The organism is Bellilinea sp. (assembly GCF_053501535.1).
The window spans coordinates 1-20606 of the sequence record NZ_JBRCOK010000096.1; the positions used below are offsets into that span (position 1 = coordinate 1).

The following is a 20606-nucleotide window of genomic DNA, read 5'->3' on the forward strand; positions in this document are numbered from 1 at the left end:
AACATGGCCAGGTCCGGCCGACCGGCCGGCCCATAAACCGTAAAAAACCGGAAGATGGTTACATCCAACCCATATAAATGATGATAGGCGTGACACATCACCTCGCCGGCTTTTTTGGTGGCAGCATAGGGTTGTAAAGGATGGCTGCTGTCGGCTTCTTCCGAAGTCGGGTAGGGTGGATTAGCCCCGTAGATGGACGAAGTCGAGGCAAACACGAATTTATTACAATCATACTGATGGCACATCTCCAGCAAGGTCAGTGTGCCGGCCGAATTGGATCGTTCAAACTCCCAGGGGTCCTGCGTGCTGGCGCGCACACCGGCCCGCGCCGCAAGATGAATGACCGCATCGAAATAGCGGTATTGATGGAATAAATCCTGCATGGCAGACCGTTCAGCTACATCCTTGCGGTGGAATTGGAAGGAAGCAAATTTGCTGAGTTTCTCAAGGCGGTATTGCTTCAAACGGACATCGTAGGCCGCATTGAGATTGTCCACCCCCACCACCTGATGCCCCTGCTCCACCAGCAGCTGCACCACCCGCGCGCCAATAAAGCCGGCTGCGCCAGTAACCAGATAGCGCAGGGTCATTACAACCTCACCACTTTGGGATGATTGCGCCCCTGTTTACCGAGTGCATTGCGCGTATCTACGATCAATTTTGCCCTTTCAAGAATGGCAGGATAATCGTAAACCGAGTGATTGGTAATGATAACCACACAATCCGCCTCGCCAACTGCACCCATCAGATCATCTACTGTTTCGAGATGGTACTCGTTGTGGTCAATGACCGGGATATAGGGATCGTGATATCGGACCAGCGCGCCCTTCTCGCGCAGTAAATGAATCACGTCCAGCGCCGGCGATTCGCGCAAATCGTCCACATCCGGCTTGTAAGCCGCTCCCAGTACCAGCACTTTGCTGTCGCGCAAGGGTTTATGATGGTCATTCAAGGCATCCTGAACTTTTCCCACCACAAAGCGCGGCATATTGGTGTTGATTTCGGAGGCCAGCTCAATGAAACGCGCCGTATAATTCAGTGATTTCAGTTTCCAGGACAGGTAGAGCGGATCAATTGGAATACAATGCCCGCCCAAGCCCGGTCCGGGGGTAAACTTCATGAAGCCGAACGGCTTGGTGGCTGCCGCTTCGATCACCTCCCACACATCCACTTTCAGGCGGTTGCACATGATTGCCAGTTCATTGACCAGCCCGATGTTAATCATGCGGAAGGTGTTTTCCAACAATTTGGCCATTTCAGCAACTTCGGTCGAAGAGACCGGCACCACCGTTTGGAGAGCCTCACCATACCATGCCGCAGCCACTTCAGTACAATGCGGGGTAATGCCGCCCAACACTTTGGGAGTATTGTAGGTCGTCCAATCCTTTCGTCCGGGGTCAACCCGCTCTGGTGAAAAGGCTAAGAAGATATTTTCCCCGATCGCCAGGCCGGGCCGAGCGCACAAGGCAGGCAGCACCAGTTCACGGGTGGTGCCGGGGTATGTGCTGGATTCCAGAACGATCACCATACCGGCATGAGCATAGGGCGCCAGCCCCTCAGCCGCACTGACGATAAAGGATAAATCGGGGTCGCCGGTCTTGCGCAGCGGCGTCGGCACACAAATGGAAACAGCATCGGCTGCCTGTAAGGCTGCATATTCGGTTGTAGCCTTCAGCCTGCCCTGTTCCACCAGACGCTTAACCTGCTCCTGGGGCACATCCAGAATATAACTTTCGCCGCGATTGAGCGCAGCCACCTTACTCTCAACCAGGTCAATACCGGTGACTTCAAAACCGGCTTCAGCAAACACGACTGCCAGCGGAAGGCCCACATATCCCATACCGAGGATGGCAACTTTTGCCGTGCGGGTCTTGAATTTTTCAATCAACTGCTGTTGATAGGATTCGGTCGTCATTTTTTTTCTCTTTCAAATACGAAATCAGGAATAAACCGGGCGGCAGCCCCTAGAAAAGACTCAATTGGGTGGGTTTGGGTTGTTCTTCCTCTTCGGATTCCTGTTTTGAAACTGGCTGGCTGTCTTTAACAGTATGCCGATTTTGACGCGCCTGTTGAATGTAGCCTGCTAGTTTGGAAAAATCCTCCACCACGGCACTTTTCAGCGAGGGTTGATGCAGCGCTGCAGCCGGATGAAACATCGGCACAACCAGCCGCCCATCCAGCCAGCGGGCTTTACCGTGCACATCACTGATGCGTACATTCGGCAGAAATCGCGCCATGGAATACCGTCCCAGGGTAACGATGACCAGCGGATTAATCGCCCGAATTTGCTGTTCCAGATAGTCATTGCAGGCTGCCAGCTCCTCAGGGAGAGGGTCACGGTTACCCGGCGGGCGGCACTTAACCACGTTGGTAATAAATACCGTTTCTCTTTTGAGGCCGGCACGCTGCAACAATTCATCCAAAAACTTGCCGGCTGCTCCCACAAACGGACGACCCTGTTCATTTTCATAAAAACCCGGTCCTTCGCCGATGAACATGACTTCAGCATTGGAAGGACCCTCACCCGGCACGGCCTTTTTCCGCGAATAACTCAACTGGCAGCGTTGACACACGGATACTTCAGCAGCGACTTTTCTCAAGATTTCATCTGGTTGATCCATGGTCTTTCTCCCCGAAAGGAATTGTTCCATTCTCATCGTCACAACCCTGCAAAAAGTTGCGCAGTTTCTGGGGGTTGATGTTTTCAAGCGTCATGATCAACGCATCTTCCCCATTATCCCGGTAATAACCGCTGCGCACAGATGTGACTTCAAATCCAAATTTTTTATACAGGTTTTGGGCGGCCAGGTTCGAGCGGCGCACTTCCAGGTAACATTGCCGAACGCCCATCGCATAAACCTCCAGCAGGGATTCCGCCAGCAGGCGGCAGCCAATCCCCTTGCGGCGGTACGCCGGATGAATTGCAAAGGTGCCGATATGCGCCTCATCCAGCACCTGCCACATCACCACCATTCCCACCACCACATTGTGTCCATCGGGCGTTTCAATTTCAGCCACCCACAAACGAGAAGCTGGATTTTCCGTAATTTCAAAACGGAAAGAACGTTCCGGCCAAGGCAAAGAAAACGAAGCCACATCAATCTCACGGACTCGCGGGACATCCCGAAGTTCCATTGGGCGGATTTTCAACCGCGCCGACGAAAGGGTTTCTTTCAAACCGTTACCCCCTCTGCAGTGCTGAGATAGATTGGCGCAAGACGGATGGGATCATCCAGCTTGTTGCTACGCCAGCGTTTCCATGCCAGTTCCGCCAAATAGGACGGCCTCCTTAAAGAGGACGCTGGAGAGGCCAGAATGACCAGCCGCCTTTTGCGCGCCAGGGTTACCCGTTCAGCAGCATTTAACTCACCGCATACCAGCGTCGGCGTTTCGATAGACTGAGCCAGTTCATCAACACTCATCACCTGCGGTTCAGATTGACTTTCCCAATGGCTGCCCTTCGGCTGGTAGCGGCCCACTGCCAGCCTTCCCCGGCCCGCCTGTAAGGCAACCACCAGCGGCAGGTTTTGCACCGGCTGGGCAGCCGTGAGGATATCAAAGGTGGGGATACCAATCAGCGGGATTTTAGCAGCCAGCGCCATCCCCTTAGCCAGCGCAAGTCCAATCCGCAAACTGGTGAACGAACCCGGCCCCAGTGCAACGCCAATTGCTTTCAAATCAGCCGTGCGCACCCCGCAGCGATTCATCAAGTCCTGCAAGGCTGGCGCTACTTCCACCGTGTGATGGTTTTGGGTACGCCAGACGGCTTCCCCAATCACCTGCGCCCCTTCGTAGAGGGCAACACCGGCATACTGCGTCGAAGTATCCAGTGCCAGCAGCATTTAACCTCCCACGACCCGCTGACGAAATTCCTGCACCAGTGTTTCATAACGGCTGCCCTGAGCCAGAAAAACCATACCGCGCTGTTCTTCTGCAATCCAGTTCAGGCGCACCAGCAAGTGTTCGCGCGGCAAGGCCGCTTGAATGTTTTCAGGCCACTCCACCACCAGAGCGCCGCTTTCCATCATCCAGTCCAGATCCAATTCCAGTGCTTCAGCCGCCGATTTCAAGCGGTAAGCATCCAGATGATAAAGTGCATGACCATCCGGCCGGCGGTACACGTTAACCAGTACAAAGGTAGGGCTGGACACTGCATCCAAAGAACCCCAACCCTGGGCCATGCCTTGAACCAGGGTCGTTTTTCCGCTGCCCAATTCGCCCTGTAATAGCACAACATCCCCCGTCTGCAAGAGCCCCCCCAAACGCATTCCCAGCCGGCGGGTTTGATCGGCGCTGCGACTGAAAAATTCCAGCGTTCGTGCATCCAGAATAGGCATAATCAAATTATACCCGTATTTTGGCAGATGACTGTCGGCAGGCTCGTTCCACCAGCAGACGGGCAATCTGGCGGGCGGCCTGCGGTCGTCCCAGTTTCAATGAAATCCGGGCGGTTTTCAGGCGTTCTTCCGGCCGTTTCAACCAGTGTTGGAGCGCCCTCACCACCAGTCCGGGCTGCGGCGCCCAAACACCCGCACCATGTTCAACAACGAAATCCACATTTCCATCCTCTTGACCGGGCATTTTGCTGTAGAGGATTAATGGCAAACCGGCAATGAAGGCTTCGCAAATCGTGCCGGGGCCGGCTTTAGTAATCAAAATATCCGCTGCGCGCATAAATTCGGGCATTTCGGTCACAAATCCATACACTTTGACCGGAATTTGCCAGCGCACCCGTTCCAGCTGTTCCCTGAGAATGCGGTTTCTTCCGGTAACAATGATCAATTGCAGCGGCAAGTGAGCCTCATCAATCGCCCGTGCTGTGGTTGCCAGCGGCCCCATACCCTCGCCACCGCCGACCAGCACTGCCACCGGCAAATCCTGACGCCAGCCGAGCTGTTCCCGCAGAACGCGCTCATCCGCCAGCGGCTTACAAAATCGGTCAGCAACCGGCAAACCCACCACCCGCATTTGGTCCGCTTTCAAACCCATTTCCAGGCCGCGCTGGTAGGCTTCCTCGGTCGGCACCACCACCAGATCAGCCTGATTGCAATACCAGGCTGCGTGAGTGGAAACCAGATCGGTCACAACCGTGATGAAGGGGATACCCAATTTTTTTGTAGCCCTGGAAACCGGCGTGTTGATCAATTGGTGAACCGAAACCACCAGCGATGCCGGATGTTCTTCCAGAAGCCGGTCAAGCGAGCGGCGCACATACGGCCAGAGCATGGTATAGGCAAAGCGGGTTCTGCGTTTACCATCCGAGATGCGGTAGCCCAGTTCCCACAAATCCGGCATACGCGAAAGGGTCGGATAAATGCGGGGTGCCAGGTTAATCGGCGGCGGGGCGTATTGCAAAAAAATATCCACCATCTCCGTACCGATCTGATCCCCAAATTCCAGCCCAATCGCCTCAATAATGGCTTCGGCGGCGCTGCGGTGTCCACCGCCGGTATCGGAAAACAGGAAAAGGATGTGCGGTTTATCCGGCGGGGTTTTGCTCATGGCTCTCTCGCGATACAATTGCTTTCAATCGGCGGGCTAATTCCCGGCGGGTCAACAGCACGCGCCGTTGACAGGTGCAGCATTCCAGCCCAATATCCGCCCCCAGACGCACAATTTTCCACTCGTACCCGCCGCACGGGTGTGGTTTACGCAGGCGCACCACATCATTGAGCTGCAAATCTGGCAACATGCCCGCATTATACCACCCATGTTATAATCGTTTCATGCTGAATCTCGATCCACAAACCATCATCAGTCGCATTTTCATCTTGATTATTGCTTTCAGCGTGCATGAATTTGCGCACGCCTGGACGGCAACCCGCTTTGGCGATGAAACCCCGCGTCAATACGGGCGGTTGACGCTCAACCCACTCAGTCACCTCGACCCGTTTGGCTCCCTCATGCTGTTGATTGCCGGTTTTGGCTGGGCTAAACCGGTACCGGTCAATCCCTACGCGCTTAACCGTCGCTCACCAGCCGCGCTGATGTGGGTTTCACTGGCCGGTCCGTTTTCCAACTTTTTGCTGGCAGCCGTAGCCGCCATTCCACTGCGGCTTGGACTGGTCACCTTCTCCTCCAGCAGTCCACTGCCGGGTTTTTTCCCTACCCCCTATCAATTCCTGCTGGAATTTATCTTCATTAATCTGATCTTGATGTTGTTCAACCTGATTCCGCTGGCGCCGCTGGATGGGGATAAAATTGTTGAATATTTCGCACCGCCCTCACTGGCGCGGGTGATGAGCGTCATCCGGCCGTATGGCGCTTTGATCCTGATTGGTTTGCTGATCATCCCCTCGCGCCTGGGTTTTGACGTGTTTTCATTAATCATGAACCCGGCTTTACCCAATCTCCTCTACCTCTTACTGGGAGGAAATTAATGGCTTTACGCATCTCTCTTTTAGGTTTAAATCAGACCGCCGTTTCTATCGGGCTGGCGCTGCAAAAAAACACCGCTCAATTGGAACGAGTGGGATCGGATGCCGACTTGATTGCCGAACAAAAGGCGCTCCACCTCAAGGCAATTGACCGCATCATCCATAACTTACACGCCGCAGTTGAAAAAGCCGATGTGGTCATCCTGTGTCTGCCGGTGGACGAGATTCATCCCACTCTGGAAGCCATTGCCCCCTCTCTGAAACCCGGTGCGGTGATTCTGGACACCTCGCCGCTCTCCAACACGGTATTCAACTGGGCGAAAAACCTGCTGCCCGAAGAACGCTACCTGATTTCCTTTACGCCCGCCCTCAACCCCGCTTTCCTTACAGATATGGACGAATCCCTCGACAAATCCAGCCCGGAATACTTCCAGCGGGGGTTAATCGTCATCACTGCCCCACCCGAAACCCACGCTGATGCCCTCAAACTGGCCGGTGATCTGGCGGAAATGATCGGCGGAAAGCCTTTTTACGCCGATCCCTTTGAAGCCGATGGACTGATGGCCATGGTGGATTTACTCCCCAAACTGGCCGCCGCCGGTTTGATGCGCGCCGCAATGAACCAGCCCGGCTGGCGCGAAGGCAGAAAGCTTGCCGGTCGCTCCTTTCTGGAAGTCACCGAGCCCCTCCTGCACCTCAATGAACAAAAATTGCTGGGACAGTCCGCCATCCATAACAGTGATAATGCCATCCGTCTGCTGGATGCCCTGATTGGTGAACTGGAAGACTTCCGCGAGATGCTTCTCAATCAGGATGATCAGGCGCTTCATCATGCGCTGAACAGCGCTCAACAGCAGCGCATTTTATGGTGGAATGACCGCCTGGAAGGGATGTGGGATGTACCCTCAACACCTTCCATTCTGCCCACCAGCGGTCAGGTGATTGGCAGGCTGTTCGGTTTGGGTAAACGCCCGCGTGAACAGGATAAAGGAAATAAGCCATCCAAGTAACCTATGGGGTATTACTGCTACATTCTTGAATGCAGCGATGGCAGTTTCTACACTGGTTGGAGCACCGACCCGCACCGCCGTGAGCGGCAGCATAATTCAGGCAAGGGGGCACGTTACACCCGCCTGCACCTGCCCGTTCGCCTTGTATATGTAGAAGAGCAGCCCACCCGGCAGGATGCCATGCGGCGTGAAGCTCAATTGAAGAAACTCACTCACCAACGTAAAAAACAATTGATCGAAAACGGCAGGCCAGCATGATAAAACCCCTATCCCCGTCCCTCCCTGCTCCTCAATGGGATATCCACGCTCCCGGGCGAGTGAATTTGCTGGGAGAACATGTGGACTACAACGACGGCATCGTCTTACCGGCCGCCATTGACCGCTATGTCCATTTACAGGCGGTTGAAACCGGGCACACCCGGGTCGAACTGACGGCGCTTGATCTTGGGGAAAAAATTACTTTTGATTTAGAAAACCTGCAGCCTCAGGCGTTGCCCGATTGGGCGCGCTATCCTGCCGGGGTGGCCTGGGCTGCGCTTCAACGCGGTTTACCGGTCAGCGGCATCCGCGCAGTGTATACTTCATCTGTGCCGATTGGCGCCGGACTGAGCTCCTCGGCTGCTGTGGAAGTGGCCTTTGGGGCTTTATGGAATGAGTTGAACCGCTGGGGGTTAAGCCGCCTGGAGCTGGCTCAATTGTGCCAGCAAGCCGAAAATCGGTTTGTCGGCGTCAATTGCGGTTTGATGGATCAATTTGCCTCGGCTTGCGGTATCAAGGGCCACGCCCTGATGTTCGACACCCGCTCGCTGTCTTACGAACCCGTCCCGCTGCCGGCGAGTACAGCCCTGGTGATTGCCGACTCGGGTATGCGCCGCACGCTGGCAAATTCTGCCTACAATCAGCGCCGCGCCGATTGTGAGGAGGCCGTGCGCCTTTTACGGGTTTACCTGCCGGGTATCCGCAGCCTGCGAGATGTGCGGCTGGATGACTTCAACCGATTTTCAGCTCACCTGCCGGAGCAGGTCGGGCGGCATGCGCGCCATGTTGTGGAAGAAATTGCCCGGGTTGAAAAGGCCGTTGATCTGCTCAAACAGGGCGACGGCGCTGCTTTTGGTCAATTGATGGTTGAAGGCCATGCTTCCCTGCGCGATCTGTATCAGGTCAGCATTCCAGAACTGGACAGGCTGGTAGAAATTGCCACCTGCCTGCCGGGCTGCCTCGGAGCGCGACTGACCGGTGCGGGTTTTGGCGGCTGCACCGTCAACCTGGTTGAGGAAGAATCGGCTCAGATTTTTGCCCAAAGACTGGCTCAGGAATACACCCTGCGCACTGGTAAAACCGGAGAAATCTACCTTTGTCATGCCAGCGAGGGCGTCCATGTTCAAACCGGTTGAGTAATTGACATTTTCGGACAAAAATCAGGAAGAATATCACCCTGTAAACTCAAACTCTGGACGAAAAAATCACTATAATGAGAGTATCCCTCACGTTAATCGGCGAAACTGAAGCCGCGTTGCTGTTTCTCCCTTTTTCTACCCCGAAGTTCCAGGAGGAAATTCAGATATGAAGGTGTTTGTTGATCCGGATACCTGTATGGGCTGTGGCGTGTGTGAAACCATTGCTCCGGAAATTTTTCAATTGGGTGATCAAATTCACGCAATCGTCATCATGGACCCGGTGCCTGAATCTTACCGCGATCTTGTCCAGCAAGCCGTGGATGAATGCCCGGAAGAAGCCATCTCCTTTGAAGATTAACCTACCGTTTGTAAGACGATGCAAGAAATCACCCCGTTAAGTTGTATACCAGCGGGGTGATTTCATTCTACTCTGCTATCTAATCTGCTCGAAAAAGGTCTATTCCTCAAACAGAGGCAGGTGCGCCAGCGCTACAATCCCATTCCAACGCGCTGATTCACCCTCGGTACAAATCGCTGCTTCTACGGTTACGGTTGCCCCGGCCTGTTCCATCAGGGAACGCATCCCTTCCAGCGTCGAACCGGTGCTGATCACATCATCCAGAATCATCACTTTTTTTCCGCGCAGTAAGCGGTGGTCTTTCTCATCAAGGAAAAGCGTTTGCGGTTCGCCGGTCGTAATTGAGAGGGTTTGAGCTTTTAAAGCCTCACCCATGTAAAATTTATAAACCTTGCGCAGCACCACATACGGCTTGTTCAAACGCACGGACATGGCATACGCCAGCGGAATGCTTTTGGATTCGGCCGTAACGATCACATCAAAATCACGGTCACGCGATTTTTGTGCCAGCGCCTCGGCACAGGCCTCGACCAGCGGCGTATCCCCCAGAATGTTTAAAATGGCAATTTTCAGTCCGGGTTTGACTTCAAACAGCGGCAATTCGCGGTGCTGCCCCGCCAGTTCAATCGGGTATGTTTCGCGTTCTACCATCTTCCCAACTCCTCATCAATTTTTCTGCCGGCATGTCCCCGATGATGACAGAACTCAAGTTTACCATAGAACGACCATTTTAGATAAATCAATCGGGACTTAATTGAAAGCCTAGCGGCTGCCCAGGCGGGCAATGATGTTTAAAACCACGGTGAGAAGAACGCTGAGCAGAATGGATGCAGCCAGTGGAAAGATGCAGGTAAAGCCATCTCGTTCAATTTTGATGGTTCCGGGCAGATTTTGCAAAGCCGGCAGCCGCCCCATCAGCCAGAAGATTCCGCCAACCACCACCAGCCCAATGCCAAGCAACATTAACCAGCGTCCAATCACTTCAAAACTTTGCATGATGACATCACCTCCAACAGGAATTATCCAAAAATATAATACAACGACTGCCAGAAGTGTAGGTCAAACGATACCACTCTCCCACCAGTATTTTGAGAGACTTCAATCTTCTTGACACCTCATTCATTTGGGAGTATATTAAGTGTATAATTTACACCAACTATCTTTCCCCGGAGTTCCCCCATGAGTATCTTCGACGGCAAACGGCTCACGAACGAAACTTTCAAACTGGATATCGAGCGTATGCGGCGCGGCTGGTACACCGATAAGTACTTTGTCAACATTGCCACCATGCTTACCGTGCTCTCCAAACAGGGTTACCGCTATCAGGGCAGGGATCACCGCTTGCCAGCCGGCATTGACCCCTATCAAATTGCCTGCGGCGACATTGAAGTCGAGATGCAATGGTTCACCCGCCGTCCCGGAAAAACGATTGTGGTTGGCGTGGACAAAGCCCTGACCATGCTGCGTCACTGCACGGGTTACTTCGAGGGAGACACCTTTATCAACACCGCCGACCAGCTGGAAGTCTGGGCGGTTCACGATGGCTGCACGGTAACCTCGGATGGAAACCCGCTGCATGTGCAGCCAGTCATGCGCGTGCGCGGGCGCTACCGCGATTTCGCCATTTTAGAAACCCCCACACTGGGCATTCTCACCCGCGCCAGTCGTGTTGCCACCAATGTGTATAACGCTCTGGTGGCTGCACGCGGCAAGCCAATGCTTTTCTTCCCGGCTCGTTTTGACCTGCACGAAGTGCAGGCCGCGGATGGTTACGCCTACCAGATTGCCGTGCAGCGCTATAACCTTGACCATGCCAGCACCCTCGGCCCCTTCGTTTCCACCGATGCGCAGGGCGACTGGTGGGGCGGCGCCGGAGGCGGCACGGTGGCTCATGCCGCCATCGCCTCATTTTTGGGAGACACTGCTGAAGCCATGCTGGCCTTTGCTCAGGTGCTGCCACCCAGCATCCCACGGATTGCGCTGGTGGATTTCAACAATGATTGTGTGCGCGATTCGCTCCAGGTTTGTAAAGCCATGTTTGAGCGTTACCGCACCTTGGTCGAAACCGGTCAGCCGGAAGAAGCCAACCGTTACAAACTCTACGGCGTCCGACTGGATACCAGCGGCAGCCTGCGGGATGTCAGCGTCCCACCGCTGGGCGACCCGGCCCTGGATTTGGGTGTCAATCCACGCTTGGTCTTTCTGGTGCGTCAGGCACTGGATACCGCCTGGGAAAGCTGGGACTTGCCTGCTGAATGGCGAGAACCCGCCCGCCGTTTCTGTCAGGAAGTTAAAATTGTGGTTTCCGGCGGCTTTACGCCGGAAAAGATTACCCGCTTCGAAAAATTAAGTGTACCGGTGGACATCTACGCGGTTGGTTCGGCTTTATTTGACAATCACAACGACACGGTCACCGATTACACCGCCGATGTGGTGCGCATCAAAGTGGATGGGCAGTGGATCGACATGGCCAAAGTGGGGCGAAAAGCCCTCGATAATCCCGACCTGGAGCGAGTCTGGTAGGTCAGGGTTTTTGATAAACCAGCCCAACCCAATCGTTTTGTACCATTCGCTCAACGAATTGCAGGCCGTGCATTTCGGCTTCTGCTTCGACTGCCGGTGATTGCTCATCCAGAATACCGGACAGGATGATCTTACCCCGATTTGTAATGGTATCCGTCAGTCCTTCCCCAAACATGCGAATGATGACCGGAGCAAGGATATTCGCCAGCACCAGCGGAGCGCGGCGCAGTGCATAATAACCCAACAAAATTTCCCCCAGCGAGCCTACCCCGCTGTCAATTTGCTCGGCAACCCCGTTCAATGCGGCGTTTTCGCGCGTAGAGCGGATGGCCGCCTGATCAATATCCACAGCCACCACCCTGCTGGCGCCCAGTTTAACCGCCGCAATGGATAAAATCCCCGACCCGCAGCCAATATCAATCACCGCATCACCCGGTGTGAGGTGTCTTTCCAGCAAGGCCAGGCACAGCTGGGTGGTAGGATGTGTGCCGGTGCCAAAAGCCATACTGGGGTCAATTTTGATCGGGATGCGCTGCTCATCCGCCGATTCAATCCACGCCGGCAGAATCATCAGTTTTTCACCAATCGGGATGGGGCGGTAATGTTCCCGCCAGGCTGCCATCCAGTCCTGATCCTCAATTTCGCGGTATTCGGCTGGCGGCAGGGGTTGAATCTGACTCAGATGCCACAGGGCTTCTTCCAATTTCATGCGGCGCTGTTCGAGAGTGCTGTCCACCACCATGTAACCAAACACCTTGACCGGCCCATAGGGTGTGCCCTCATCCTCCGCGTCGTTATAGCGCACGGCTTGCTCCATGACCACACCCTGGGAGGTAAAGCGGCCGATGACATCTGCCACCGCTTCGGCCAGTTCACCATCTACGGTCAAGGATACTTCCAGCCAGCGCGCTTCAGCCACCCAGCACCTCCTTAAGCAAGTCCAGAAAACTTTTTTCCTGCGGACGCACCTCGCTGCCCAGCGTTTTGGCCAGCTTTTCAAATAATTCACGCTGTTCATTGGTCAAACGGGTGGGTACTTCCACGTTGACGATCACCAGTTGATCACCCCGCCCGTTACCACGTACATTCGGTACCCCTTTGCCCTTCAAACGAAAGATTTTCCCGGGCTGCGTACCGGCAGGAATGTTTAATTTGGTCTTCCCCTCAATGGTTGGCACTTCAATCTCAGCACCGAGAGCTGCCTGCGCCACATTGATGTTCAAATCCAGCAGAATGTCATCATTTTTTCGGCGGAAGTAGGGATGTTCCTTGACGTGGATTTCGATGTACAGGTTTCCGTGCGGCCCGCCGTTGCTGCCCGGTTGGCCTTCACCGGCCAGCCGAATCTGGGTGCCGTTATCCACGCCGGCAGGAATGGGCACAGTCTTTTTGACCGATTTGCGCTCCACCCCGCGCCCTTTGCAGGTATGACAGGGAGTACTGATGACCTCACCACTGCCGCCGCAGGCCGGGCAGGTGGTTACCTGCACCATAGCCCCAAGGAAGGTCTGCCGGGTTTGTCGTACTTCTCCCCGGCCTCCGCAGGTCTGGCAGCGAACCGGTGAAGTACCGGGTTCAGCCCCGCTGCCGCGGCAGGTGGAACACACCTCATCCCGTACAATTTCAATTTCTTTTTCAACCCCAAAAACTGCTTCCTCGAAGGTCAGGGTGACGGTGGTACTCAGGTCAGCGCCGCGACGTGGGGCATTGCGCCGCCGGGAACTGCCCCCCATGCCAAAACCAAAGAACTCTTCAAAGATATCCGAAAAGTCAATCGTGGTGAAATCGGGCATCCCGCCCATCCCGTTAACACCGGCATGCCCATAACGATCATAAGCCGCTCGCTTTTCGGGGTCAGAAAGCACACCATACGCTTCGTTAATCTCTTTGAAGCGTTGTTCGGCATCCGGTTCTTTGTTCACATCCGGATGGTATTTGCGAGCCAGGTTCCGAAACGCTGATTTAATCTCCTCGCTGCTCGCATTTCGGCTGACCCCTAAAACCTCGTAATAATCACGCTGTGCCATTCGACTTCCAATCATTAATCCGCTTAAGCCGCTAAATTTTTCGGGGTGAGGGGCAGATGAAACTCACCTGCCCCATTTTCGCAAGATTAAATCTTACTGCTCTTTGAACTCTCCGTCAACCACATCCTCATCGCCGGAAGGAGGTGGAGGTGGGGGCGTACTGCCACCCGGTGCAGCCGTTTCTGCCGTAGATTGATACATCCCTGCGCCGATTTTTTGCAGCGCCTGTCCCAGCTCGTCGGTTGCAGCGCGTATCCGATTCGGGTCGGGATCCTGCATCACATCCTTCAGACGCTGCATAGCCTGCTCAACCTGTGCCTTCACATCAGAAGATACCTTATCGCCATAGTCCTTCATGGTTTTTTCGGCGGCGTAGAGGGTGTTGTCCGCATAGTTGCGGGCCTCTACCAGTTCTTTGCGCAGGCGGTCTTCTTCGGCGTGCATTTCGGCTTCCCGCTGCATCCGCTCAATTTCCGCTTCGGAGAGACCCGAGGATGCGGTAATAGTGATGTGCTGACTTCGTCCCGTGGCTTTATCCTTGGCGGTGACGGTTAAAATGCCATTGGCATCAATATCAAAGGTCACTTCGATTTGGGGCACACCACGCGGCGCCGGGGGAATGCCATCCAGAATGAAACGACCCAGCGATTTGTTATCGGCAGCCATCGGGCGCTCACCCTGCACAACATGAATCTCCACCTGCGTCTGACCATCTGCAGCGGTGGAGAAAATTTGCGTTTTGCTGGTAGGAATGGCCGAGTTGCGTTCGACCAGCGGGGTTGCCACACCACCCAACGTCTCTACCGACAGGGTCAGCGGCGTTACATCCACCAGAATCACATCCTTGACCTCACCGCCTAACACCGCCGCCTGAATGGCCGCCCCAATCGCAACCACTTCATCCGGGTTAACACCCTTGTGGGGCTCCTTGCCAAATTCCCGGCGAACGGCATCCTGCACGGCCGGCATGCGGGTCATGCCGCCCACCAGCACCACCTCGTTGACATCCGCAGGCTTCAAACCGGCATCCGAAAGTGCGCGGCGCACCGGACCCAGCGAACGTTCAACCAGATCGGCCGTCAGCTGCTCCAGTTTGGCGCGGGTGATGGATTTGACCAGATGCTTGGGACCGGTGGCATCCGCGGTGATATAAGGCAGGTTGATCTCGGTTTGCATCACGGTTGAAAGTTCGATCTTGGCTTTTTCGGAGGCTTCTTTCAAACGTTGCAGCGCCTGACGATCCTGCCGCAGGTCAATACCGGTTTCTTTCTTGAACTCTTCAATCAGGTGATCCATCAGGCGCAGGTCAAAATCATCCCCGCCAAGGAAGGTATCCCCGCTGGTGGACTTGACCTGAAAGACGCCTTCTCCCACGTCCAGAATGGAAATATCGAAAGTGCCGCCGCCCAAATCATACACGGCAATCACTTCGTTCTTGCGTTTGTCCAGTCCGTAGGCCAGGGACGAGGCAGTCGGCTCATTGATGATGCGCAGAACTTCCAGGCCGGCAATTTTTCCGGCATCTTTGGTCGCATTGCGCTGAGCATCATTAAAGTAGGCCGGCACGGTAATTACCGCCTGAGTCACCGGCTCACCCAAAAAGGCTTCGGCATCGGCTTTCAGTTTGGCCAGAATCATTGCTGAAATCTCCGGCGGTGAGTACTCGCGCCCGCCCATCACTACCCGGGCATCGCCGTTGGGGGCTTTGGTGATCTTGTACGGCACCCGGCTCATGGTGCGCTGTACTTCGGGGTCGTCATACTTGCGCCCCATCAAGCGCTTGATCGAAAAAATGGTATTTTCCGGATTGACAATTGCCTGATTGCGGGCAGCCCGCCCAACCAGCCGCTCGCCATTTTTATTGATTGCAACCACCGATGGCACCAGCCGTTCGCCTTCAGCAGAGGGGATTACGGTTGGCTCACCGCCTACCATGACCGCCACCACCGAGTTTGTGGTACCGAGGTCAATGCCGACTATTTTTCCCATAGATTCCTCCAAATTTTGTCATGTTAAAATATAACGTTGCAACCTGCCTGCCAACTTGCGGCTGCTACTGCGCCACCCGCACCAATGCCGGGCGCACAATGCGGTCGCCAAGGCGGTAGCCCTGTTGTACGACTTCGATGATGTGCCCGCTCTGCACCTCGCCGTTTTCCTCGTGGGAAATGGCTTCGTGCAGGTTCGGGTCGAACGGATCACCGGCTGCGGCAATCGGCTGAATCCCTTCGGCTTCCAGAATTGATTGCAGTTTTCGGTAGATCAGATCCACGCCGTTCCACCATTCCTGCTGTTCGGCATCGGCCGGCCGGTTTCTGATGGCGCGTTCCATATCATCCAGCACCACCAAAAATTTCTTAATGATGTTGGCGGTAATCATCTGATGAAGCTGAGCCTGATCGCGTTCAACGCGCTTTTTGTAGTTCATGAAGTCGGCGCGTTCCCGCTGCCAGCCCTCGAAATATTCTTTACATTGAGTCTGTGCGTTTTGCAGTTCTTGCTGCAATCCCATGATGGTATCCTCCATGAGGGACACCTGTTCATTTTGCCCGGCTGATTCCGGTTCTTCCGTTTGTGCAGCAGATTGCTGCGGTTGGGCAGTTTCTTCAGCCGGCGAATGAGCATGTCGCGTCCGTTTTTTCTTTTCTTCGGTCATGAGAGGTTTTCTCCTTTATAAGTCGAGGGTTCGTCTAACAACGTTTCAGCCACCAGATCACTCAACAAGCCGGAGAGAAAGCGTACCGTGGAAATTGCCCTGCCATAGGACATGCGCAAAGGGCCCAAAACCCCCAGCGTGCCGGTTGCCAGTCCGGGAGCGCCATAACTCCCCAGTACAATGGACCACGGTCGCAGTTCATCCCATGTTCCTTCGCCGCCGATCAATACCTGAATGCCGCCCACGTTATTGCTCATGACAGTGCGGGCAGCCAGATCTTGCAGCAGCGAGCGTTCTTCCAAAATTCTTAAGGCGCGGCGGGCTTCCTCTGAACCGGTGAATTCCGGTTCGGCGAGCACGTTGGTCAAACCATCCAGATACACCTCACCAGCCACTTCGGAATTGGCTTCAACCATATCCTCAATGACCCAACCGATGACATCTGCATCCAGCCCGCTTAATTGCGAACCTCGTGCGCGGATGGATTCCACGTCCAGCCCCTGAAACAGTTGAGTCAATCGGTCGGCCGATTGGGAAAGCAATTCCTGTGCCACCGGTTCGTTCAAGGACAAAATTCGTTGACGAACTTCCCCGCCGACCATCACCAGTACCATCAACACCTGCCGCCCACGCGTGGCAATCAACTCGAGATGCTTCAGGCGCGCCTTTTCGGGGTGTGGCGGTGTAACCAGCGAAGCCGCCCGCGACTGATGCGCCAGCACCGAAGCCGCCAGGCGCACCCACTGTTCGACATCATGGCGCATTTGATAAAACTGATGGCTGATCGTGCGGCGAGTGGTATCCGGTAAATCGGTTGCACGGATCAGTCGCGAAACAAAATAGCGGTAACCCTCCTCCGTGGGTACCCGCCCGGCGGAGGTGTGCGGCTGGCGCAGCAAACCGTATTCGGTCAGTGCAGCCATTTCGTTGCGCACCGTTGCGGAACTGATGTTGAGGTGGTAGCGGGCAACCAATGCCTGCGACCCAACTGGTGCGGCGGTACGGATGTACTCGTGAATCACCAGAGTCAGGATAAATTTTTGTCTTTCCGTCAGTTCCAGCATTTTCAAACCTCTTTTAGCACTCTCGCCCTTCGAGTGCTAAACCCGACCATTACATCATCTTACCATGCCCACCAATCATCGTCAAGAATTCATACCAACTTCATATAGAATTCTTATATCCCCGCAGGTTTGATTGACCTGACCCTTTTTTACTCGTAAAATAGAAGTGATGAATCACCATCTGGTTCCTTCGTACTGCGCCGGTTTCTACCGCACTGATCACGATCCCCCGTCCTCCATCTTTTTATTGATTTTATATCGTCCGTCCACCTGATAATTTACCAAATTTTAGAGGAGATCGAATATGAGCCAAACCCCCTTCCCTTCCAAACGCGCTCCGGTGTATGCGGATGTTCCCGACGAAAAATGGAACGACTGGCGCTGGCAGTTGAGCAACCGTCTCAACACGGTTGAAGACTTTGAAAAACTCTTCAAACTGACCGACAGCGAAATCAAAGCGCTGAACACCCAGGGGTTATTCCGGGTGGAAATCACCCCTTATTTTGCCTCACTCATCAACCCCGATGACCCCAACGACCCGATTCGCTTGCAGGTTATCCCCAAAGCCGAAGAAATTGTCCCCTTCACCGGCATGATGGAAGACTCACTGGCGGAAGACCGCCACTCTCCGGTGCCCGGCCTGGTGCATCGCTACCCCGACCGGGTGTTGATGCTGGTTACCACCCAATGCGCCTCTTACTGCCGCTATTGCACCCGCTCCCGCATTGTCGGCGATCCGACTGCCACCTTTTCACGGGCTGAATTTGAAATGCAGATCGAGTACCTGAAGAACACCCCTCAGGTGCGCGATGTGCTGCTTTCCGGCGGTGACCCATTGACGCTGGCGCCAAAACTGCTGGATGAGTTGCTCCGCCGTTTACGCGAAATTCCGCATATTGAAATCATCCGTATCGGCAGCCGCGTACCGGTTTTCCTGCCCCAGCGCATCACCGATGACTTTTGTGATACACTCGCAAAATACCATCCAGTCTGGATGAACATCCACGTCAACCACCCCAACGAAATCACACAGGAACTGGCGGATGCCTGTGACCGCCTCAGCCGCGCCGGTGTCCCGCTGGGCAACCAATCCGTGTTGCTGGCAGGGGTCAACGATTGCGTCCACATTCAGCGCAAGCTGGTGCAGGATCTGGTGCGTATTCGCGTGCGTCCTTACTATCTTTACCAGTGTGATCTGGTGGATGGCGCCGGGCATTTTCGCACACCGGTGGGTAAAGGGATCGAAATCATTGAGGGTTTGCGCGGTCATACCTCCGGTTATGCCGTGCCAACCTATGTGGTAGATGCACCGGGCGGTGGAGGCAAAATCCCGGTCATGCCCAATTACCTCATCAGCATGTCCGATCATAAAATCATCCTGCGCAATTACGAAGGCTACATCACCACCTACGAAGAACCGATTGACTACAAACCGCACGACCCCAAAACCTGCCCCTACTGCCAGAACAAACGGTTGGAGCCGGGCCAGACCGGAATTACCGGCCTGCTGGATGGGGAAGAAATGTTCATCAAACCCGAGGGCTTTGATGCATTGCACAACCGCGGCGGAGGATTGCACCGTTTGCGCGCCAATGAAGAAAAATGGAAGCCGCTCGGCATTGGCGGGGAGGCCAAACCGCTCGGCAGCGGCAAGATTCACGATATGGAATAACCGGTCAACCACCTGCCGCCTGACGGCGGCAGTACATCTCAAAATCTCAGGAGGATAAACACATGCATTACCGAAGACTGGGACGAACTGGCCTGAAAGTCAGTGAAATTTCGCTGGGGGCATGGCTCACTTTTGGCAATCAAATTGACGAACAGACCGCCATTGACCTTGTTCATGCCGCTTACGAACAGGGCATTAATTTTTTTGATAATGCCGATGTGTACGCCAACGGTCAGGCCGAAGTTGTCATGGGCAAAGCCATCCAAAACCTGCAGCGCGAAACGCTGGTCATTTCCAGTAAAGTTTTCTGGCCCACTTTTCCGGGCCCCAACGGGCGCGGGCTTTCCCGCAAACACATCTTTGAGTCCATTCACGCCTCATTACGCCGGCTGGGTACCGATTACGTGGATTTGTACTTCTGCCACCGTTATGACCCCGATACCCCCTTTGAAGAAGTTGCCCGCGCCATGGATGATCTGGTGCATCAGGGCAAAGTCCTCTACTGGGGCACATCCGAATGGGAGGCCTACCAGATTGCCGAAGTGTACGGCGCCTGCCGTGAATTTGGGCTGGTACCGCCCAGCATGGAACAACCCCAATACAATCTCTTCCACCGCAAGCGCGTGGAAGATTACATCATGCCGCTGGCGCGCGATTTGGGCCTGGGGTTGACCACCTTTTCACCGCTCTACTTTGGCATACTGACCGGCAAGTACAACGACGGCATCCCCGCCGGCAGCCGTGCTTCGCACGAGGACATGACCTGGCTGCGTGAGCGCATCACCCCGGAGCGGATTGCCATCGTCCGTCAACTGACCGCGCTGGCGCAGGAACTGGGTCTGACCACCTCGCAACTGGCAATTGCGTGGGTGCTGCGCCGCAAGGAAGTATCCAGCGTCATCACCGGCGCCAGCCGGCTGGAACAACTGGATGAAAACCTTGCCGCAGCCGAAGCGGTTGAGAAATTGACCAACGACATTCTCGAACGCATCGAGGCAATTTTTGGCGAAAATCATTTTGAATAATCTGTCAAATGGAGCACTTCAATGACCAGTGATTACACTCCTCAACCGGAAGTCGTTTACCCTCCACCACCCGCTGGCAATAAGCAGGGTGTTGCCATTGCCGCCCTGGTGCTGGGTATTCTCAATCTGCTCAGTTGGTGTCTGCCAATTTGCGGCTTTCCCATGTCCATCGCCGGCATCATTACCGGCGTCATCGGCCTTAAATCCAGCAGCCGCGGACTGGCAATCGCCGGAATTGTGCTTTCGGCAATCGGGTTGATTCTTTCGGCAGTCAACGCCATTGTTGGCGTTTTCCTTTTCACCCAGGGCGGATTTGACTGGCAAAACTTTGACTTTCAGAACTTTATGCCCTGATGAGGTGAGAATCAATTCCTGCTGGACAGCCGCGCCCGAAACCGCTATAATAATCAAAACATATAACGGAGTGCCGGGAGGAGTAGGTTGACCGGTTACTGACAGAGACGGAGCGCCGCCGGCTGAAAGCCTCCCCAGTTGAC

General features: G+C 54.7%; 24 protein-coding genes. 9 read left to right on the forward strand and 15 right to left on the reverse strand.

The window, feature by feature from the left end; all coding sequences use genetic code 11:
- The 8 genes from ACWIZX_RS09630 to ACWIZX_RS09665 all read right to left on the reverse strand — a co-directional run.
- On the reverse strand, window positions 1-590 hold a 590-nt coding region (locus ACWIZX_RS09630), incomplete at its 3' end, for an NAD-dependent epimerase/dehydratase family protein (RefSeq protein ID WP_448335605.1).
- Window positions 590-1915 (reverse strand): nucleotide sugar dehydrogenase, encoded by a 1326-nt coding sequence (locus tag ACWIZX_RS09635; protein WP_448335606.1) that lies wholly within the window; start codon window positions 1913-1915, stop codon window positions 590-592. The genes ACWIZX_RS09635 and ACWIZX_RS09630, both read right to left, overlap by 1 nt.
- A gap of 49 nt (window positions 1916-1964) precedes the next feature.
- On the reverse strand, window positions 1965-2621 hold the full coding sequence (locus ACWIZX_RS09640) for a uracil-DNA glycosylase (RefSeq protein ID WP_322793730.1): 657 nt from the start codon (window positions 2619-2621) through the stop codon (window positions 1965-1967).
- A complete protein-coding gene (gene rimI / locus ACWIZX_RS09645; protein WP_322793731.1) occupies window positions 2605-3177 on the reverse strand; it encodes a ribosomal protein S18-alanine N-acetyltransferase in 573 nt (190 codons plus the stop codon). Before rimI ends, ACWIZX_RS09640 begins: the two co-directional genes overlap by 17 nt.
- On the reverse strand, window positions 3174-3842 hold the full coding sequence (gene tsaB, locus ACWIZX_RS09650) for a tRNA (adenosine(37)-N6)-threonylcarbamoyltransferase complex dimerization subunit type 1 TsaB (protein WP_322793732.1): 669 nt from the start codon (window positions 3840-3842) through the stop codon (window positions 3174-3176). Before tsaB ends, rimI begins: the two co-directional genes overlap by 4 nt.
- Entirely contained in the window at window positions 3843-4337 is a 495-nt protein-coding gene (gene tsaE, locus ACWIZX_RS09655; protein ID WP_322793733.1) for a tRNA (adenosine(37)-N6)-threonylcarbamoyltransferase complex ATPase subunit type 1 TsaE, read from the reverse strand.
- 7 nt (window positions 4338-4344) lie between these two features.
- Complete coding sequence (locus tag ACWIZX_RS09660) at window positions 4345-5502, reverse strand: MGDG synthase family glycosyltransferase (RefSeq protein ID WP_322793734.1); 1158 nt, start codon at window positions 5500-5502, stop codon at window positions 4345-4347.
- Window positions 5480-5692, reverse strand: coding sequence for a DUF951 domain-containing protein (locus ACWIZX_RS09665; RefSeq protein WP_448335607.1), 213 nt, complete (start codon window positions 5690-5692; stop codon window positions 5480-5482). The genes ACWIZX_RS09660 and ACWIZX_RS09665 overlap by 23 nt, the downstream gene beginning before the upstream one ends.
- Between ACWIZX_RS09665 and ACWIZX_RS09670 the strand changes: the two genes are divergently transcribed.
- The 5 genes from ACWIZX_RS09670 (at window position 5691) to ACWIZX_RS09690 (ending at window position 9142) form a co-directional block, all read left to right on the forward strand.
- Window positions 5691-6380, forward strand: a complete 690-nt coding sequence (locus ACWIZX_RS09670) for a site-2 protease family protein (RefSeq protein WP_448335608.1) — start codon at window positions 5691-5693, stop codon at window positions 6378-6380. The genes ACWIZX_RS09665 and ACWIZX_RS09670 overlap by 2 nt on opposite strands.
- Window positions 6380-7387 (forward strand): prephenate dehydrogenase, encoded by a 1008-nt coding sequence (locus tag ACWIZX_RS09675; protein WP_448335609.1) that lies wholly within the window; start codon window positions 6380-6382, stop codon window positions 7385-7387. The genes ACWIZX_RS09670 and ACWIZX_RS09675 overlap by 1 nt, the downstream gene beginning before the upstream one ends.
- Before the next feature lie 3 nt (window positions 7388-7390).
- The gene (locus ACWIZX_RS09680) at window positions 7391-7645 is read left to right on the forward strand and encodes a GIY-YIG nuclease family protein (RefSeq protein ID WP_322793738.1); all 255 of its coding nucleotides are present in this window, start codon (window positions 7391-7393) and stop codon (window positions 7643-7645) included.
- Window positions 7642-8781: a galactokinase gene (gene galK, locus ACWIZX_RS09685; RefSeq protein ID WP_448335610.1), complete on the forward strand. Its 1140-nt coding sequence runs from the start codon at window positions 7642-7644 to the stop codon at window positions 8779-8781. Before ACWIZX_RS09680 ends, galK begins: the two co-directional genes overlap by 4 nt.
- 169 nt (window positions 8782-8950) lie before the next feature.
- Window positions 8951-9142: a ferredoxin gene (locus ACWIZX_RS09690; protein WP_448335611.1), complete on the forward strand. Its 192-nt coding sequence runs from the start codon at window positions 8951-8953 to the stop codon at window positions 9140-9142.
- Window positions 9143-9241: 99 nt separating this feature from the next.
- On the opposite strand, the gene ACWIZX_RS09695 is transcribed toward ACWIZX_RS09690, so the two are convergent.
- Together ACWIZX_RS09695 and ACWIZX_RS09700 are read right to left on the reverse strand one after the other, a co-directional pair.
- Complete coding sequence (locus tag ACWIZX_RS09695) at window positions 9242-9793, reverse strand: phosphoribosyltransferase family protein (RefSeq protein ID WP_448335612.1); 552 nt, start codon at window positions 9791-9793, stop codon at window positions 9242-9244.
- 111 nt (window positions 9794-9904) lie between these two features.
- Complete coding sequence (locus ACWIZX_RS09700) at window positions 9905-10138, reverse strand: DUF2905 domain-containing protein (RefSeq protein WP_322792958.1); 234 nt, start codon at window positions 10136-10138, stop codon at window positions 9905-9907.
- A gap of 183 nt (window positions 10139-10321) precedes the next feature.
- Between ACWIZX_RS09700 and ACWIZX_RS09705 the strand changes: the two genes are divergently transcribed.
- On the forward strand, window positions 10322-11665 hold the full coding sequence (locus ACWIZX_RS09705) for a nicotinate phosphoribosyltransferase (protein WP_322792957.1): 1344 nt from the start codon (window positions 10322-10324) through the stop codon (window positions 11663-11665).
- A gap of 1 nt (window position 11666) precedes the next feature.
- Here ACWIZX_RS09705 and prmA read toward each other — a convergent pair whose 3' ends face one another.
- The 5 genes from prmA to hrcA form a co-directional block, all read right to left on the reverse strand.
- Window positions 11667-12584 (reverse strand): 50S ribosomal protein L11 methyltransferase, encoded by a 918-nt coding sequence (prmA, locus tag ACWIZX_RS09710; protein ID WP_448335613.1) that lies wholly within the window; start codon window positions 12582-12584, stop codon window positions 11667-11669.
- A complete protein-coding gene (gene dnaJ / locus ACWIZX_RS09715) occupies window positions 12577-13692 on the reverse strand; it encodes a molecular chaperone DnaJ (protein ID WP_322792955.1) in 1116 nt (371 codons plus the stop codon). Before dnaJ ends, prmA begins: the two co-directional genes overlap by 8 nt.
- A 93-nt stretch (window positions 13693-13785) precedes the next feature.
- A complete protein-coding gene (gene dnaK / locus ACWIZX_RS09720) occupies window positions 13786-15681 on the reverse strand; it encodes a molecular chaperone DnaK (RefSeq protein ID WP_448335614.1) in 1896 nt (631 codons plus the stop codon).
- A gap of 64 nt (window positions 15682-15745) precedes the next feature.
- Window positions 15746-16348 carry a nucleotide exchange factor GrpE gene (locus ACWIZX_RS09725; protein WP_322791923.1) on the reverse strand — a complete coding sequence of 201 codons (603 nt, stop codon included), beginning with the start codon at window positions 16346-16348 and terminating at the stop codon, window positions 15746-15748.
- Window positions 16345-17412, reverse strand: coding sequence for a heat-inducible transcriptional repressor HrcA (gene hrcA, locus ACWIZX_RS09730; protein WP_322791924.1), 1068 nt, complete (start codon window positions 17410-17412; stop codon window positions 16345-16347). Before hrcA ends, ACWIZX_RS09725 begins: the two co-directional genes overlap by 4 nt.
- Window positions 17413-17716: 304 nt before the next feature.
- Between hrcA and kamA the strand changes: the two genes are divergently transcribed.
- The 3 genes from kamA (at window position 17717) to ACWIZX_RS09745 (ending at window position 20463) form a co-directional block, all read left to right on the forward strand.
- Window positions 17717-19084, forward strand: coding sequence for a lysine 2,3-aminomutase (gene kamA / locus ACWIZX_RS09735; RefSeq protein WP_448335615.1), 1368 nt, complete (start codon window positions 17717-17719; stop codon window positions 19082-19084).
- Window positions 19085-19146: 62 nt separating this feature from the next.
- Window positions 19147-20109: an aldo/keto reductase gene (locus ACWIZX_RS09740; RefSeq protein WP_448335616.1), complete on the forward strand. Its 963-nt coding sequence runs from the start codon at window positions 19147-19149 to the stop codon at window positions 20107-20109.
- 21 nt (window positions 20110-20130) lie between these two features.
- The gene (locus ACWIZX_RS09745; RefSeq protein WP_322792949.1) at window positions 20131-20463 is read left to right on the forward strand and encodes a DUF4190 domain-containing protein; all 333 of its coding nucleotides are present in this window, start codon (window positions 20131-20133) and stop codon (window positions 20461-20463) included.
- Window positions 20464-20606 lie beyond the last annotated feature (143 nt).